Raw genomic sequence first — 17,060 nt, 5'->3', positions numbered from 1 at the left:
TCTGCTTCACCGCCATTGCGATTCCCTCCGAGCTTCCTTCTCAGAGAATCACAACCAGCCAATTACGCAACAGGCCCCACAAGGGGAGAAGGGGGAAGCGTTCTGCCTTACGCTGCTTCGTTCACCGCACGGCTGAGGCGGCGGACCTCTTCGTCGTTGAGCAGGCCGCCGGCGCGCAGCAGGGCGGCGAAACGGCCGTTGCGCAGCGACAGCTCGGTGAAGCCGCCCATCTCGACCACCCTGCCCTTGTCCATGAAGACGACGAGGTCGGCGTCGCGGACCGTGGTCAGGCGGTGAGCGATGATGAAGGTCGTGCGGTTGCGGCGCAGCTCGTCTATAGCCTCCTTGACGCGGTCCTCGGTTTCGACGTCGAGCGCGCTGGTCGCCTCATCGAGCACCAGGATCGGGGCATCCTTGAGCACGGCGCGGGCGATGGCGATACGCTGGCGCTCGCCGCCCGAGAGCTGGCCGCCGCGCTCGCCGACGACGGTGTCGTAGCCGCCGCTCTTGGCCAGGATGAAGTCCTGGGCGGCGGCGGCATTCGCTGCGGCATGGACTTCATCATTGCTCGCATCGGCGCGGCCGACGCGGATATTGTCTTCGATCGAGCGGTTGAGCAGGCCGGCGTCCTGGAAGACGGTGGCGATCGAATGGCGCAGCGACTTGCGGGTCACCGTGCGGGTATCGATGCCGTCGATCAGGATGCGGCCGCTGGCCGGCGTGAAGACCCGCTGCAGCAGATTGATCAGCGTCGTCTTGCCGGCGCCGGTCGGGCCGACGATGGCGACCGTCTGGCCGGCCTGGACCTCGAAGGAGACGTCCTCGATGCCATGGCCCGAATTGGCGAACTCGAAGCTGACATTCTCGAAGCGGACATGGCCGGTGACATTGGTCAACTCGCGCAATCCGTCCGGCTCGGCGGTCTCGGCAGCCGAGTCCTCGAGATGATAGAAGTCCTCGAGCTTGGCGCGGGCCTCGGAAATCTGCGTGGTGAAGGCCGACATCTGGTCGAGACGGGCGATCAGCATTCCGGCAAAGCCGGTGAACGCGACGACGTCGCCGACGCGGAGCTGGCCACGGGTGACGAGATAAGCGCCGATCGAGAGCACGATCATCATCGAGATGGTCGACGACAGGCGGTTCAGCGCATTGGCGATTGCCCACCAGTCGAGCACCGGGTTCTGCGCGTCGAGCAGATCCTTCACATAGCGCTTCAGCGTCGCCGTCTCGTGACCGATGCGGTTGTAGCTCTGCAGCACGGCAACATTGCTGACGCTGTCGGTCACGTGGGCAAACACGGTGTGGTAATGGCGTTCGACGGCAGTCTGCCCCGACTTGGTGCGGCGCATGACGAGGCGGCCGATACCGACATAGAGCACGCCCAGGCCAAGCAGCACGACGGACATGCGGATGTCCATGGACAGCGCGGTCGGAACCAGCAGCACCAGCGCGATGGCCGTCGAGAGATGCACGCGCATGAATTCGAGCCACAGGCTGAACAGGGTCTCGACCGCGCGCAGCAGCGTGTGGAGGGAATTGGATGTGCCGCGCTGATGGTGCCAGGCAAGCGGCATGGTGATGACGCGCTCGAAGGACTGGCACAGCACTTCGGAGCGGCGGGCGTGGGCGAAGCGATCGGCGCCGCGCGCCACCAGCACGAAGGCGACGACGTTGAAGGCACCGAGAGCGGCCCAGACGGCGAGCGTCGAAAACACCGCGCCCTTTTCGGAGATGGCACCGATCACGCGGCCCAGCAGGATGGGCTCGAGGATCGCGATCGCCGCGAGCGCGACGTTGGCGCCGCAAATCAGCGCAACGCGCTTCTTGTCGGACGCCAGATAACCCAGCGCTCTAAAGTAGATCTGCAGAAGTGACACTTCAGCTACTCCGCCAAACTCTTGTCCGTGCTCAATGCCCGAATTGTGCATCGCACCATTTTCTGACACGTATCGGTTAACGTGTCGCGAAACAATGCGTCGTCTATCGCTTCCGTTCCCATTTAGCGAACAAAAGATGACGACGGTACGAAATCTGACGTGATCACCTAACGGTTTGAGATAAAAGGTGAAATGTCAGGCTTGCGGCAAAATAATGGCACCTGCCACGCGCTGCCACATTTTTAATCACAAGCCGCTTGCTTAGCCAGTCCTAAAGGAAGGCGCGTGATCGGATGCGAGAGCTGCGCCAAGTAAAAAAAGGCGATCGGCCGCGCACCCCGAGGGATGCGCGGCCGACGAACCAAACCATTGATTTTACGCAGGTATCCTGACGACGACCTCGGTCTTGTCGCCGGCTTTCGGCTCGAAAGAGGCCGATTTTTTCTTTAAACCATCGACTTCTAGCGAGATCGACTTGGTCTTTTTGTCGCGGATGACGCGAAGCTTGATCTCGCCGTCGAACATCTTGAGCGTCGCGGCGTAGCCGTCCCAGTGTCCGGGCAGCTTCGGCCTAAACGTGATCTCCTTGCCACGCCGCTCGATACCGAGAATGCCCTCCACCGCAGCGCGGTAAAGCCAGCCGGCCGAGCCAGTGTACCAGGTCCAGCCGCCGCGGCCGCCCTTGCCTTCGCCGGCATAGATGTCGGCGGCCACGACATAGGGTTCCACACGATAGTGCTCGGCCGCCGCCTCGTCCGAAGCGTGGTTGACCGGGTTCAGCATCGAGAAGCAGCGATAAGCCTCGTCGGTGCGGCCCATTTCAGCCAGCGCGATGACGAACCAGGTGGCGGCATGGGTGTATTGGCCGCCATTTTCGCGCACACCCGGCGGATAGCTCTTGATATAACCGGGATCCTTCTCGCTTTTCGAGAAGGGCGGCGTGAACAGCTTGACGATCTTGAGCTCGTCATCGACCAGCATATTGGTCGCCTGTTCCATGGCCGTCGTCGAACGGGCAGGATCGCCCTCGCCCGACAGCACGCTCCAGGATTGGGCAATCGAGTCGATCTTGCACTCGTCCGAATTGTGCGAGCCGAGCGGCGTACCGTCGTCGAAGCTGCCGCGCCGGTACCATTGGCCGTCCCAGGCGGTGCTTTCCAGGGCCCGCTTCAGCGCGTCCGCATGCTTGGTCCAGGCCTGTGCCCGCTTCGTGTCGCCCTGCCCCTTGGCGACAGGCGCAAAGTCGGTGAGCGTCTTCAACAGGAACCAGCCCAGCCACACGCTCTCGCCCTTGCCGCCCTCGCCGACACGGTTCATGCCGTCGTTCCAGTCGCCGCCGAGGATCAGCGGCAAGCCGGCAGGGCTGCTGCGCTTGATCGCGAGATCGAGCGCCCGCGCGCAATGGTCATAGAGCGGCGCGGTGTTCTTGGTGATCTCGGGCGTGAAGAAGGCGTCATGCTCGCCGTCGCCGAGCTGCTGCCCATCAATGAAGGGCAACTGCTCCTTGAGGATGCCGGCGTCGCCGGTCACCTCGATATAGCGGGCCGTCGCATGCGCCAGCCAAACGACGTCGTCCGAGATCATGGTGCGCACCCCGGCATCGGTGCGCGGCAGCCACCAATGCTGGACGTCGCCTTCCGGGAACTGCCGGCGCGCCGCGTTCAGGATCTGGTCGCGCGCCAGCTTCGGATCGTGCGCCAGAAGGGAGAGCGTGTCCTGCAACTGGTCGCGAAAGCCGAAAGCGCCGCTTGCCTGGTAGAAGGCCGAACGGGCGCGGATGCGGCAGGCCAGGCTCTGGTAAGGCAGCCAGTGGTTGACCATGGCGTTCATCGCCTCGTCCGGTGTCTCGACCTGGATGGTGTCGAGGAAACCGCGCCAGGTCCTTTCGTTGTCGGCCAGGCGCTGATCGAAATCCTTGCTGCGATGGGTCTGCACCAGCACGCTCGCCTCGGCGGGCGTGGCCGCGTCGCCAAGCAGCCAGAGCAGCGTGACGTCGCCGCCGGCCGGAATGTCGATATCGCTGGCGACGACCGCGCAAGGGTCGTCGCCGGCCTCGATACGGCCGGAAAGCGCAAGCCCGCCGAGCACGGCCTGCGGATATTCGGTCGTGCCGTGCCTGCCGATGAACTCGCTGCGGTCGGCGGTTACCGAATGGACAGGATGGCTGGCCGCCAGGAAGGCGACACGCTCGCCGAAGTCCAGACCATAGGGGTTCTGAGCCAGCATGGCGCCGGTTGCGGCGTCGCGCGACGGCACGATGGTCGCCGCCGTGCGCGAGCGATGGCCGCCCAGCACCCATTCGGCATAGGCGTAAATGCGCAGCCGCGCCGGCGCCGGGCCGGCATTCTGGATGCGCAGCCGCGTGATCTTCACCGGATCGGCCGGATCGACCACCTGGGTCAGGTCCATCGACAGCGGCCCGCGCTTCGAGCGGAAAGTGGAAAAGCCCTGGCCGTGCCAGGTCTCATAGGTCATCGACGGATCGCGCACCATCGCCGCCATCGGCGAGAAGGCCTTGCCGCTCAGTTGGTCGAAAACATAGAAGCCTTCGCCCGGCCGATTCGACACCGGGTCGTTCGACCACGGCGTCAGCTGGTAGTCGCGGCTGTTGCGGCTCCAGGTGAAACCGGCGCCTTCCGCAGAGACGTGGAAGCCAAAGGAGGCGTTGGAGATGACATTGATCCAGGGCTGCGGCGTCGATCGCCGCCCGGTCAGCCGCGTCACATAGTGGCGGCCGTCGCCGTCGAAGCCGCCAAAGCCGTTCCACAGGCGCAGACCGCTGCCATCGGCGGCGATGTCGCCTCCACCCTGGCTTGCCGGCACCGGCAAGGGCAGCGGCGGAACAGGTTCGCGCGGTGAGCCGCCCTCCGCCTGCAGCAAGGCATCGCGGGCCTGGAGGGCCGCCGTCTCGGCGCGTTCCAGCTGGTCGAAGATCGTGCCGTTGCGGGTATGCAGAACGACACGCGCGACCGACAGCAAGGTCTTATAGGTCGGCTCGTCCATCAGGTCGCGACGCACGGCGAAGATGTGCTGGCGAGGCCCGAGCTCACGGCCACGCAGGCGGCTGTTCTCGCACAGCGTCTCCACGGCGCGCTGCAGGTCCTGCACATAGGACGAGGCCTGCTCGTTGACGACGACGAAGTCGATCATCATGCCACGCGCCCGCATATATTCCTGGAAGCGCAGCGCCTGGGCGACGATCTCGAGATCGGCGACGTCGCCGATGCGCACGAGGAAGATCGGGAAATCGCCGGAAATGCTGGTCGGCCACAGGCTCGACTGACGGCCGAGGCCCGACGCGATGGATTCGGCCGGCAGGCGCAGGAACGGATCGGGATAGATCAGATAGCGCGCAAGTTTCTGCACATTCGCGGCGTCGGTGAGGCTTAGCCCCAGATGACGCGTCTGCACCTGGCTGCGCGTCCAGGCCAGCATGGCCTGGCGGGCGAAGCTCTCCTGGTGGTCGAGACGGGCGATCGCCTCATCGAGCTCGCCGCGATGGGCGCCGACGGCGGTCCAGAAGGTCAGCGAGATTTTCTTGTTGGCCGGCACGCGCACCTGGCGGCGCAGCGCCGCCACCGGGTCGAGCGTGAAGCCCTGGCTGCCGGAAAGCCTGGCGCCGGGGTCGAAGGCGATAGCATCGGCGATGGTGCGGCCACGGCCGATGAAGGCGCGCCGGTCGGTCTCGGCCTCGGCGTCGCGCGACGGTCCCGACGGATCGGTGACGAAATGCACCATGGTGAGGTCGGGGTCGTTCTTGTCGCGCTTGCGCCGCGTGGCGAAGATCGCGCCGTTGTTCGGCGCGATCTCGGTCTCGACGAACATCTTGGAAAACGCCGGATGAGCGTTGTCCGAGGCCTCGTTGCCAAGCACCAGCTCGGCGAAGGACGTCACCTCGATATGCCGGTCGGTGGCGCCGTCATTGTAGAGCGTGATGCGGCGGCCTTCGCCATTGCCCTCGGAAATGACGATGCATTCGACCTCGGAACGCAGCGAGCCAACCGATTTGGTGAAGCTCGCCTTGTCGTCGGCAAACAGCGTCTGCACGCGCTCTCCCTCGGCGCGCTTCGGCTCGGCCGTGGCCGACCACCAGTCGCCGGTCGCGGTGTCGCGCAGGAAGATATAGGAGCCGAGACGATCCTCGCGGGGATCCGGCTGCCAGCGGGTCACGGCAAGTTCGCCGAAGCGGCTGTAGCCGGAGCCGGTCGCGGTGACCATGACCGAATAGCGGCCATTGGACATGACGTTGGTCGCCCGCAGCGCCTTGATCGGGTCGAGGATGATGCGGCTGTCCGGGCTCTCCGTCTCGGCCGCGTCCTTGGAGCGCTCGTCGGCTTCCGTCCTGACGGTTGCGGTCGGAATGTCGCGCGGCGCCTTCTCCTGCAAGAGAAGCTCGGCCGACTCGATCACTGGGTCGCTGTGGAAACGCTCGCGCAGCCGGCCCTCGAAAATGGCGTCGGCGACTGCCGCGATCGACATGCCGGAATGGTGCGCCATGTAGTTCTGCACCACCGCGTGGTCGGCGCCTTCGGGCACGCGCTGCGGCGTGAAATCGACCGCGTCATAGAAGCCATGACGGCCAAGCGCGCCGATCGAGCGCAACCGCTGCAGATTCTGCACCGCCTCGCGCGGGCTGAATTGCGCGGCCAGGATCGTCGCGTAAGGCGCAATCACGGTGTTCTGGCCAAGACCACGCTTCAGGCCGAGGCCGGGCACGCCGAAATTGGTGTATTGATAGGTGAGCTCGCGATCGCGGGCATTGTAGGCCGCTTCCGAAATGCCCCACGGCACGTTCTTGGAACGCGCATACTGGATCTGGCGCTTGATGATGAGCTTGCTGGTCTGGTTGAGGATCGAGCCCTGCGGCTCTTTCATCACAAGCGGCGGCATCAGATACTCGAACATCGAGCCCGACCAGGACATCAGCGCGCCCTGGAAGCCGATCTCGACAATCGGGCGTCCCAGACGGAACCAATGCTCGGTCGGCAGGTCGCCCTTGGCGATGGCGAACAGGCTGGTGAGACGCGCCTCGGAGGCGAGAAGGTCATAGCAGCTCTCGTCGAGCTGGCGGTCTTCGACGCGGTAGCCGATCGAGAGCAGCTTGCGCTCCTGGCGCATCAGGAAAGAGAAATCCATCTCGAAGGCATAGCGGCGGCAGCGCTCGCGCAGGGCCAGCAGCTTGGCGCGCAGTGCGGCGACGGCGCTCTCATCATTGTGCGAATCGTGCACATGCGCCTCGCAGGTCGCCTCCAGCCTGGCCGCCCAGTCGGCGATGACATCGCTTTTCGGCGAAGTTGCCTCGGTGTGGATGGCGGTGGCGAGCTTGCGTATCTCGCCCGCGAGTACGGCAAGATTTATGGTGCGGATCGACGCCATCTCAGGCTGCGCCTTGATGGTCGCCACCGCGCGGCGCATGCCGTCCAGGCGATCGGCCAGGCGCTGGCGCAGCGGCCGCAACTGCCGGCGGTCGTCCGGCAGCTCGTCCAGGCTTTCGTCGAGAATGGTGACGGTGTCGATGATGCCTTCGAAATCGCCCTGCAGATGCACGGAAGGCGCCTCGGCCCATTCGGCGCAGGAAGCCGCCACCGCGACCAGATGTCCGGCGAGATTGCCGCTGTCGACAGCGGAGATGTAGAGGGGATAAAGCGGCTTCAGTGTCGTCGTGTCGTACCAGTTGTAGAGATGACCGCGATCGCGCGGCATGTTCTCGATCGTCGTCATCGTGGCGTCGATGCGGGTGATGGCGTCCGACAGGCTGATCCAGCCGAAATCGCGCGCCGACACCACCGAGAGCAGATAGACGCCGATATTGGTCGGCGAGGTGCGCGGCGCCACCACCGGCGCCGGGCTCTCCTGGAAATTGTCCGGCGGCAGGTGATGCTGCTCGGCCGTCACGAAGGTCTCGAAATAGTGCCAGGTGCGGCGCGCGAAGGTGCGCAGCGCGTGAATGTCGGCGGGCGAGATGCGCAGCCTGTCCTCGGTCTCGGCCGAACGGCTGATCCAGCAGGCGACGGCGGGTGAGGCGATCCAGAAGATGGCGAAGAAGAAGGCGACGAAAGCGCCGGTGGAATCGGCCAGCACGGGAATGGCGAGGCCGACGACGCCGATGATCACCGCCCCGTACATCATGCCGTAATAGGCGCCGAGATCGGTGCCGCCCTTGGCGGCTTGCGAGGCGGTGCGCCATTCGAGAAGATTCTGCCGGCTGACGAATAGCCGGTAGAGGGTGCGGATGATGGCATCGCCCATCATCCAGGCGAGATGCGCCATCAGAAGCACCTTGAGCGCCACAAGTGCTGTGCCGAAGACGGTGTCGCGGGCCAAAGCGGAGAAGTGGCCGCGCGGCGTCTGGTCACCGCTCTTCGGCAGGATGCCGTTCACGATGTCGAAGGTCGGCGCCATGAACAGGCTGAGGATCATAAGAGCCTGCCACTGCGCCGCCTGGGTGAAGGGCAGCAGCGTCCAGCCCGCGACGCAGGCCATGACCCAGAAGATCGGGGTGACCGAGCGGCGCAGATTGTCCACCATCTTCCAGCGCGACAGCGCAGGCACTCCGGAGCGCGGGTCGAAGATATGGCCGAGCAACTGCCAATCACCTCGCGCCCAGCGATGGTGGCGCGAGGCGTCGACCGAGTAGCGGGTCGGATAATCCTCGACCAGCTCGACATCCGTAACCAGCGCGGCGCGCGCGAGCGCGCCTTCGAGCAGATCGTGGCTGAGGATGGTGTTTTCGTCGATGCGGTTCTTCAGCGCCGCCTCGAAGGCATCGACATGGTAAAGGCCCTTGCCGGTGAAGGACCCGTCGCCGAAGACGTCCTGATAGACGTCGGAGACGGCGAACACATAGGGGTCGAGCCCGCGATTGGCCGAGAAGACGCGCTGGAAGAAGGAAGCATCGTCGCCGCTGGTGAGCGAAGCCGTGATGCGCGGCTGCAGGATGGTATAACCGGCTGTGACGACGTGCTTGACCGGATCGAAATGCGGACGGTTGAGCGGATGGGCGAGCTTGCCGACTAGGCTGGAAACCGCATCGCGCGTGGTGCGCGTGTCGGCGTCGAGCGTCATCACATACACGACCTTTTCCGGCAGCGGCACATCGAGCGGCAGGAAGGTGGTGTCGCTGTCGCCACGCAAAAGAAGGTTCAGCTCATGCAGCTTGCCGCGCTTGCGCTCCCAGCCCATCCAGCAGCCCTGCGCCTGGTTGTAGAGCCGGCGCCGGTGCAGGAGGTAGAAGCGCGGCGAGCCTTCCGACGGATAGCGCGCATTAAGCCTGGCGATCTCGTCGCGGGCATATTGCAGGATCTCGATATCGGCGGCGTCGATCTCGGTCTTGGAGTCCGGCCAGTCTGACAGCAGCGCGAAATGGATTTCCTCGGCCGTATTGGCGAGGTGATGCACCTCGATGTTGCGGATGTTTTCCTCGACATCGTCGCGCGAGCCGATCAGTGACGGAACCACGACCATCGTGCGCGACTCGGCCGGTATGCCGTGCTTGTTGTAGTCGTAGCCAACAAGCCGGGTCGGCTTGAGGAACAGCGCCACCACGGTGTTGAAGAAGGCCAGCGCGCCCTCGCTGGCGGGCACGGCGAACAGCGCCAGCATCAGCGTGATCGATTCCACCGACAGGCCGAGATTGGCGAGCGCTTTGCCCGACAGCACCAGCAGCAGCACCGTCAACAGGAAGACCGGCACGACGATGCCCAGCCAGCCGGCGCTGGCAAAGCCTCGTTTGAAGCTCACATGGAAAGGCGGCCGGTAGCCGATCGCCTTTTCCAGCTCCTGCCGGCGCGGGCCGACCAGGAAGAAACCGACATCGGTGTGCACGGCGGGGTCCGCCGTTTCCGGCAGGCCGGACGCATCGGTGAGGCCGGGCGTGTGGCCGGCAAGCTCGATCGCCTTTTCGGCGACGCGGTACTCGGAGAGATGCGAGCGGCGCGCCAGCTGTTCGATCGCGGTGCGGTACTGGTCGCGCGAGAAGAAGTCGAGGTTGGCGAAGTCGGTCTTTGCACGCAGCAACGTGTCGATGCGGCTGACGCCCTCGAACCAGACCGTCCAGTCGACGTCGTTGATGAGGCGCAGACCGCGAATGATGTTGCCGGTGGTGACATTGCCCGAGGACAGCGTCTGATGCTCGGAGATGATGATCTCCTCGGCGTCGGAGCCGGTCTTCTCGAGCTCGCCTTCCAGCCATTCCAGCGCGCGGCCGGCGTTCTGCGATCCGTCGCGCAGGCGGTAGAGCAGTTGGGTGGCGAAAGTGGTGTCCTGCGCATGCGCGCTGTAGTTGGACAGAATCCTGGTGCGGTCGGCATTGTCGTCGGTCCCCAGAACCCGGTCGGCGACCTCGTTGGCGGTCTGGCGCATCTGCCTGGTGCGCTCGACGCGCACGGCGATGCGGCGCAGGTTCTCGATCAGCACGAAGCGCAGCAGCGACGGCAGCGCCCAGAGCTCGCCGATCTTCATCGGCTCGACCGACTGGAAGCCCTCGACGATCGCCTTGAACATGCTGGCCGACACGGAGCTGTCGGAATGCTCGACATAGCTCCAGGCGACGACGAAGGCGCGTGGCAGCACCGTGCCGTCGCCGAGCGTGAGCGTCGGCAACTGCCGGTAGAAGCGGCGCGGCAGGTCGCGCTTGACCTGGAAGATGGTCTCCTCGACCAGGTAATTGTTGTCGAGCAGCCATTGTGCGGCCGGCGTGATGGTCTCGCCCTTGGCCTGCGCCGCATTGGTCGAGCGGTAGACTTCGAGAATCTTCTTAGCGCTGTCGCGGATGCGTGCCTGGAACTCGAACGGGGCGAGGCCGAACAATTCCCTGACCTCGCCCTTGGCGAGCGCGACGCCCAAGGCGCGTAGCCGGTCCTCAGGCAGGAAATTGGAGCGTATCGGCGCGTCCGTCGCCGCCGGGAAGCCAGCGCTTGTCTGTTCGATCTTGTTGGGATTGGTCTGAATGTTCATTGAAAATTCCGTAAGCGGGGGCGCAATGCGGCGTCACCGCCACGGCAATGGCCCTAAAACCGGTTCAATTGCAATTGGTTGCATGACTGATCGGCCGAAAGTTTGTTTTGCGCACCACAACCGGGGCGTGCCCTTTCGACAGCTCGTAGGCGAACGCCCCTCGCTCTCCGCCCCCGGTTGGATCAGGGCAAGGATTCGGGCTTTTTCGTGATACATGCAAGGGGCCGGGCGATAATTCGCCCGAGCCGCGATCATGTTTGGCAACAGCCGTTAATGGTTGGCCGCGAGGCGGTGGAGCCCGATCACGAAAAGCAGGCCCTGCCCCTTAGGCTGAAGCCGCATTTCCGGGCTGTCGCGGTCGAGGATCAGCGTGTCGAGCGATCCGAGGCTCGGCGCATCGTCCGTGAAGAGCGTGGCGCCGGCGCCGAGGGCAAGAATGAGCGTGGTGTCGGCGCGCGGCGCGATCCGAATCTCGGCGGTGAAAGACCGGCGCTCGACCTCATGGACCATGCGGCCACGGCGCGTCATGATGTTGAGATCGGTGATCGGACCGCCGATCAGCGCCGCGCCGGTGGGTATGTCGCCCGGAAAGGCGAGCGGCGCCGAAGCCGAGGTCAGCCGCACCGGAGGCCGGCCGGCAATGTCGAGGATGATCCCCTCACCTTCCAGTACCGACAATGTCCGGTCTATGCCTGCGAAGCTTGAGAACGGCCCGCTGGTCTCGACGCGGGCCATGGAGATGCGCCAGTCGAAATCGTCGAGCCCGGCGCCGTCGGGCGAAACGGCGATTTCGGTGGTCGTGCCGCCGCCATTCTTCCACGGCATTACGCGGTAATCGGCGGCACGAAGGATGCGCATTCGGCTCAGCCCAGGATGCCCGGCAGGTTGAGCTGGTGCTCCTTGGCGCACTGGATGGCGATGTCGTAGCCGGCATCGGCATGGCGCATGACGCCGGTCGCCGGGTCGTTCCACAACACGCGCTCCAAGCGCTTTGCCGCCTCGGGCGTGCCGTCGGCGACGATCACCATGCCGGCATGCTGCGAGAATCCCATGCCGACGCCGCCGCCATGGTGCAGCGACACCCAGGTGGCGCCGGACGCGGTGTTGAGCAGCGCGTTGAGCAGCGGCCAGTCGGAAACGGCGTCGGAGCCATCCTTCATCGCTTCGGTCTCGCGGTTCGGCGAGGCGACCGAGCCGGAATCGAGATGGTCGCGGCCGATAACGACCGGCGCCTTGAGCTCGCCCTTGGCGACCATCTCGTTGAAGGCAAGACCGAGCCGGTGGCGGTCGCCGAGACCGACCCAGCAGATGCGCGCCGGCAGGCCCTGGAAGGAGATGCGCTTGCGCGCCATGTCGAGCCAATTGTGCAGACGGGTGTTGCCTGGGGTGAGCTCGCGCACCTTGGCGTCGGTCCTGTAGATATCTTCCGGATCGCCCGAGAGCGCGGCCCAGCGGAACGGACCGATGCCGCGGCAAAACAGCGGCCGGATATAGGCCGGCACGAAGCCCGGGAAGGCGAAGGCGTTCTCGAAACCCTCGTCCTTGGCGACCTGGCGGATGTTGTTGCCGTAGTCGAGCGTCGGCACGCCGGCGTTCCAGAACGCCACCATCGCCTCGACATGCTCGCGCATCGAGGCCCGGGCGGCCTTTTCGACGGCCTTCGGATCCGAGATGCGCTTCTCGCGCCACTCGGCCATCGTCCAGCCCTTGGGCAGATAGCCGTTGATCGGGTCATGCGCCGAGGTCTGGTCGGTGAGGATGTGGGGGCGGATGCCGCGCTTGAACATCTCCGGCACGATCTCGGCGGCGTTGCCGAGCAGTCCGACCGATTTTGCTTCGCCGGCCTTGGTCCAGCGATTAATCATCTCCATGGCTTGGTCGAGCGTCTCGGCCTTCTCGTCGAGATAGCGGGTGCGCAGGCGAAAATTGATCGAGTCCGGATTGCACTCGATCGCGAGGCAGGAAGCACCGGCCATGACGGCCGCCAAGGGCTGGGCGCCACCCATACCGCCGAGGCCGCCGGTCAGGATCCACTTGCCCTTGAGGTCGCCGTTATAATGCTGGCGACCGGCCTCAACGAAGGTCTCGTAGGTGCCCTGAACGATGCCCTGCGTGCCGATATAGATCCAGGAGCCGGCCGTCATTTGGCCGTACATCATCAAGCCCTTCCTATCGAGCTCGTTGAACTTCTCCCACGTCGCCCAATGCGGCACGATGTTGGAGTTGGCGATGAGCACGCGCGGCGCATTGGAATGTGTCTTGAAGACGCCCACCGGCTTGCCGGACTGCACCAGCAGCGTCTCGTCCTCGCCCAGCGTCTTCAGCGAAGCGACGATGCGGTCGAAATCGTTCCAGGTGCGCGCCGCCCTGCCGATGCCGCCATAGACGACGAGCTCGTTCGGGTTCTCGGCGACCTCCGGGTCGAGATTGTTCATCAGCATGCGCAGCGGCGCTTCCGTCGTCCAGTAACGGGCGTTGAGCTTGTCGCCGCGGGGGGCGCGCACTTCACGTATGTTGTGACGAGGATCGGTCATCATTGTCCCTTTCAAGCAAGGCGGGCGGCGCGGGTCAGCGCCCGGCCCAGTCAATGGCGGTTTCGAGGATTGTTTTCAGCGTGGCGCGGATCGGCGCGGCATAGGTGGCATCGTAAGGCACCGGCCAATTTTCCGGCGAGCCCTTCCCTGCCGGCTCGCGCATGTAGCCGCGGTTGGAGAGCTCCATCTGCAGCGCGTGGACGCCGTTTTGAGGCTGGCCGAAGCTTCTGGTGATCCAGCCGCCCTTGAAGCGGCCGTTGACCACCCAGGTCTCGCCGGTCGCGGCCAGGATGGCGGCCACTTTCTCCTGCAGCAAGGGATCCGTGCTCTTGCCGTCACTGGTGCCAAGGTTGAAGACCGGCAGCGTGCCTTCGAACAGGCGCGGCAGCACCGAACGGATCGAATGGCAGTCGTAGAGCACGATCTTATCGTGTATGCCGCGCAGCCGGTCGATCTCGGCCTGCAGGGCGGCGTGGTAGGGAACGAAATAGGTTTCGCGGCGCTGGTCGATCTCAGCCGGCGTCGGCTCCTCGCCCATGCGGTAGAGCGGGTCGCCGTCAAAAGTTTCCGTCGGGCAAAGGGTTGTCGTCGCCTGGCCGGGATAGAGCGAAACGCCCGATGGATCGCGATTGACGTCGATAACGGTGCGCGAGATGGCGGTGTGGACGACCGTGGCGCCGAGGTCGGTGGCGAAATCATAGAGCTTGTCGATCCACCAGTCGCAATCGCGCCGGCCGAGCCAAGGCGAGACGAGGCGCGAGTCGAGGCCGGCAAGGTCGATGCCGGTGTGCGGGATCGAGACCAGCAGCGGCGCTGTGCCCTGGGTGACGGTGAGCCAGCTTGGCGAGGCCATCATGCCGCTCCCGCGATCACCGGCAGCTTCACGCCGCCCGCCGCCTTCACCGCGGCGCCGCTGCGGACCATGGCGATCGCCTTTTCCATGTCGGGATGGAAATGGCGGTCATTGTCGAGATGCGGGACTTCGGCTCGCACCAGCTTGCGCACCGCCTCCAGCGCCTCGCTGGACGCAAGCGGCGCGTGAAAATCGCAGCCTTGCGCGGCGGCCAGCAATTCGATGCCGATGACAGCGGTCGCATTCTCGATCATGCCGAGCAGCCGGCGCGCGCCGTGCGCCGCCATCGAGACATGATCTTCCTGGTTGGCCGAGGTCGGAATGGAATCGACGCTCGCCGGATAGGCCTTCTGCTTGTTTTCCGAAACAAGCGCCGCCGCCGTCACCTGCGGGATCATGAAACCGGAGTTCAGACCCGGCTTCGGCGTCAGGAAGGCCGGCATGCCGGACAATGCCGGATCGACCAGCATGGCGATGCGGCGTTCCGACAGCGAGCCGATCTCGCAGACGGCAAGCGCGATCATGTCGGCCGCGAAGGCCACCGGCTCGGCGTGGAAATTGCCGCCCGAAAGCGCGGTGTCGTCCTCGGCTAAGATCAGCGGGTTGTCGGTGACGCCATTGGCTTCCGTCTGAAGCGTGTCCGCCGCCTTGCGCAGCACGTCGAGCGCGGCGCCCATCACCTGCGGCTGGCAGCGCAGGCAATACGGGTCCTGCACGCGCTCGTCGCCGACGCGGTGCGATTCGCGAATGGCGCTGCCGGCCATGAGATTTCGCAGGGCATCAGCCGTCTCGATCTGGCCGCGATGCTTTCTCAAAAGATGGATGCGTGGGTCGAAGGGTGCGTCGGAGCCCTTGGCTGCGTCGGTCGACAGCGCGCCGGCGACCAGCGCCGACTGGTAGAGAATCTCGGCCTCGAACAGGCCGGCCAGCGCGAAGGCGGTCGAGAACTGCGTGCCGTTGAGCAGCGCCAGGCCCTCCTTGGCGCCGAGCGTTACCGGCTCCAGCCCATGCGAGACGAAGGCGACCTTGGCCGGGAACCGGCCATGCGGGGTAAAGCATTCGCCGACGCCGATCATCACGGCGGTCATATGCGAAAGCGGCGCGAGGTCGCCGGAAGCGCCGACCGAACCTTGCGCCGGCACTACCGGAATGACGTCGTTGGCGAGCATTGCTTCCAGCAATTCGATGGTCTGGGACCGCACGCCGGATGCGCCCTGGGCCAGGCTGGCGAGCTTCAGTGCCATCATCAGCCGCACCACGGCGACGGGCATCGGCTCGCCGACGCCGGCGGCATGCGACAGTACGATGTTGCGCTGGAGGGTTTCGAGATCATCAGCCGGGATGCGGACGCTGGCCAATTTGCCGAAGCCGGTGTTGATGCCATAGACCGGCTCGCCCTTGGCGAGGATGCGGGCGACCGCCTCGGCGCTGGCCTTGATCTTCGGCCGGCAGGCATCGTCGAGCTTCGGCACGGCGCCGCGATAGATGGCGCGCCAGTCGGCAAGCGTGACGTTGCCGGGCGTCAGGGTAAGTTCCGTCATTGTCCTCTCCAGATACGGGCATGGAGCGGGTTGAAGCCCATGCGGTAGACGAGTTCGGCCGGGCGCTCGATGTCCCAGATGGCGAGGTCGGCCGATTTGCCGGCTTCCAACGTGCCGGTCTGGCCCAACAGGCCAAGGGCGCGCGCAGCCTCGCGGGTGACGCCAGCCAGGCATTCGTCGACAGTCATGCCGAACAGCGTCGCGGCCATGTTCATGGTGAGCAGCAGCGAGGTGAGCGGCGAGGTGCCGGGATTGGAGTCGGTGGCGACAGCCATCTTCACGCCGTGGCGGCGAAAGAGATCGACCGGCGGCTTCTTCGTCTCGCGGATGAAGTAGTAGGCGCCGGGCAGGATGGTCGCCACGGTGCCGGCCTTGGCCATCGCTTCGGCGCCGGCTTCGTCCGTATATTCAAGATGGTCGGCAGAAAGCGCGCCATAGCGGGCGGCAAGTGCCGCGCCATGCAGGTTGGAAAGCTGGTCGGCGTGGAGTTTTACGGGTAGGCCGAGCGCCTTCGCCTTGTCGAACACGCGCGCCATTTGCTCCGCCGAGAAGGCGATGCCCTCGCAAAAGCCGTCGACCGCGTCGGCGAGTTTTTCAGCGGCAACCTCGGGGAGGATCGTGCCGGCGACGAGATCAATGAAGGCGTCCTTGTCGCCCTTGGCTTCCGGCGGCAGCGCGTGCGCGGCAAGACATGTCGTGCGGACCGTGACGGGGCGCTCATTGGCCAGATGTCGGGCGGCGCGCAACGACTTTTTCTCATTCTCGGCATCGAGGCCGTAGCCGGACTTGACCTCGACGGCGGTGACGCCTTCGGCGATCAGCGCATCGAGCCGCGGCAGCGTCTGGGCAACAAGCTCGTCTTCGCTCGCGGCGCGCAGCGACTTGACCGAGGAGACGATGCCACCGCCGGCGCGCGCCACTTCTTCATAGGTGGCGCCGGCCAGACGCATCTCGAATTCGTTGGCGCGGTTGCCGGCATAGACAAGATGGGTATGGCAGTCGATCAGGCCGGGCGTGATCCAGCGTCCAGAGCAATCGACGGTCTCGGCGCCCTGCCCGACCGAAGCCGGCATGTCGGCCTCGGGACCGGCATAAAGAATAAGCCTGTCGCGCACGGCGATCGCGCCTTTTTCGACGATACCGAGACCGGCCGCACCCTCGGCCATGGTCGCCAGGCGCGCATTGCGCCAGATCCGATGACCGCTCTCCTTATTCGCTCCACCCATCATCTTTTCCGTTTGCTTGGATGGCGATTATGTATATACATATTGGGACGCGACGCAAGTAATAATGTCGCATG

At 65.1% G+C, this 17,060-nt stretch carries 7 protein-coding genes; all 7 read right to left on the bottom strand.

Annotated elements, in window-relative coordinates:
* Window positions 1-107: 107 nt before the first annotated feature.
* The 7 genes from LB553_RS29710 to hutI all read right to left on the bottom strand — a co-directional run bounded on the left by LB553_RS29710 (window position 108) and on the right by hutI (window position 16,986).
* On the bottom strand, window positions 108-1,877 hold the full coding sequence (locus LB553_RS29710; RefSeq protein WP_224518514.1) for a glucan ABC transporter ATP-binding protein/ permease: 1,770 nt from the start codon (window positions 1,875-1,877) through the stop codon (window positions 108-110).
* 375 nt (window positions 1,878-2,252) lie between these two features.
* A complete protein-coding gene (locus LB553_RS29705; RefSeq protein ID WP_224518513.1) occupies window positions 2,253-10,832 on the bottom strand; it encodes a GH36-type glycosyl hydrolase domain-containing protein in 8,580 nt (2,859 codons plus the stop codon).
* 270 nt (window positions 10,833-11,102) lie between these two features.
* Window positions 11,103-11,690 (bottom strand): HutD family protein, encoded by a 588-nt coding sequence (locus LB553_RS29700; protein ID WP_224518512.1) that lies wholly within the window; start codon window positions 11,688-11,690, stop codon window positions 11,103-11,105.
* A 5-nt stretch (window positions 11,691-11,695) separates the two neighbouring features.
* The gene (gene hutU, locus LB553_RS29695; RefSeq protein ID WP_224518511.1) at window positions 11,696-13,369 is read right to left on the bottom strand and encodes a urocanate hydratase; all 1,674 of its coding nucleotides are present in this window, start codon (window positions 13,367-13,369) and stop codon (window positions 11,696-11,698) included.
* 31 nt (window positions 13,370-13,400) lie between these two features.
* Window positions 13,401-14,222 (bottom strand): N-formylglutamate deformylase, encoded by an 822-nt coding sequence (hutG, locus tag LB553_RS29690; RefSeq protein ID WP_224518510.1) that lies wholly within the window; start codon window positions 14,220-14,222, stop codon window positions 13,401-13,403.
* Window positions 14,219-15,760, bottom strand: coding sequence for a histidine ammonia-lyase (hutH, locus tag LB553_RS29685; protein WP_224518509.1), 1,542 nt, complete (start codon window positions 15,758-15,760; stop codon window positions 14,219-14,221). Before hutH ends, hutG begins: the two co-directional genes overlap by 4 nt.
* On the bottom strand, window positions 15,757-16,986 hold the full coding sequence (hutI, locus tag LB553_RS29680) for an imidazolonepropionase (protein ID WP_224518508.1): 1,230 nt from the start codon (window positions 16,984-16,986) through the stop codon (window positions 15,757-15,759). Before hutI ends, hutH begins: the two co-directional genes overlap by 4 nt.
* Window positions 16,987-17,060 lie beyond the last annotated feature (74 nt).

Source organism: Mesorhizobium sp. CA8 (assembly GCF_020164955.1).
Classification (GTDB): domain Bacteria; phylum Pseudomonadota; class Alphaproteobacteria; order Rhizobiales; family Rhizobiaceae; genus Mesorhizobium.
The sequence above is the reverse complement of the archived record's forward strand: the minus strand, read 5'-3'. Positions and strand labels throughout refer to the sequence as shown.

Bases quoted from the DNA above. Each gene is read 5' to 3' on its own strand.
- LB553_RS29705 (WP_224518513.1), bottom strand. From the start codon at position 10,832: ATGAACATTCAGACCAATCCCAACAAGATCGAACAGACAAGCGCTGGC.
- LB553_RS29700 (WP_224518512.1), bottom strand. From the start codon at position 11,690: ATGCGCATCCTTCGTGCCGCCGATTACCGCGTAATGCCGTGGAAGAAT.
- hutU (WP_224518511.1), bottom strand. From the start codon at position 13,369: ATGATGACCGATCCTCGTCACAACATACGTGAAGTGCGCGCCCCCCGC.
- hutG (WP_224518510.1), bottom strand. From the start codon at position 14,222: ATGATGGCCTCGCCAAGCTGGCTCACCGTCACCCAGGGCACAGCGCCG.
- hutH (WP_224518509.1), bottom strand. From the start codon at position 15,760: ATGACGGAACTTACCCTGACGCCCGGCAACGTCACGCTTGCCGACTGG.
- hutI (WP_224518508.1), bottom strand. From the start codon at position 16,986: ATGGGTGGAGCGAATAAGGAGAGCGGTCATCGGATCTGGCGCAATGCG.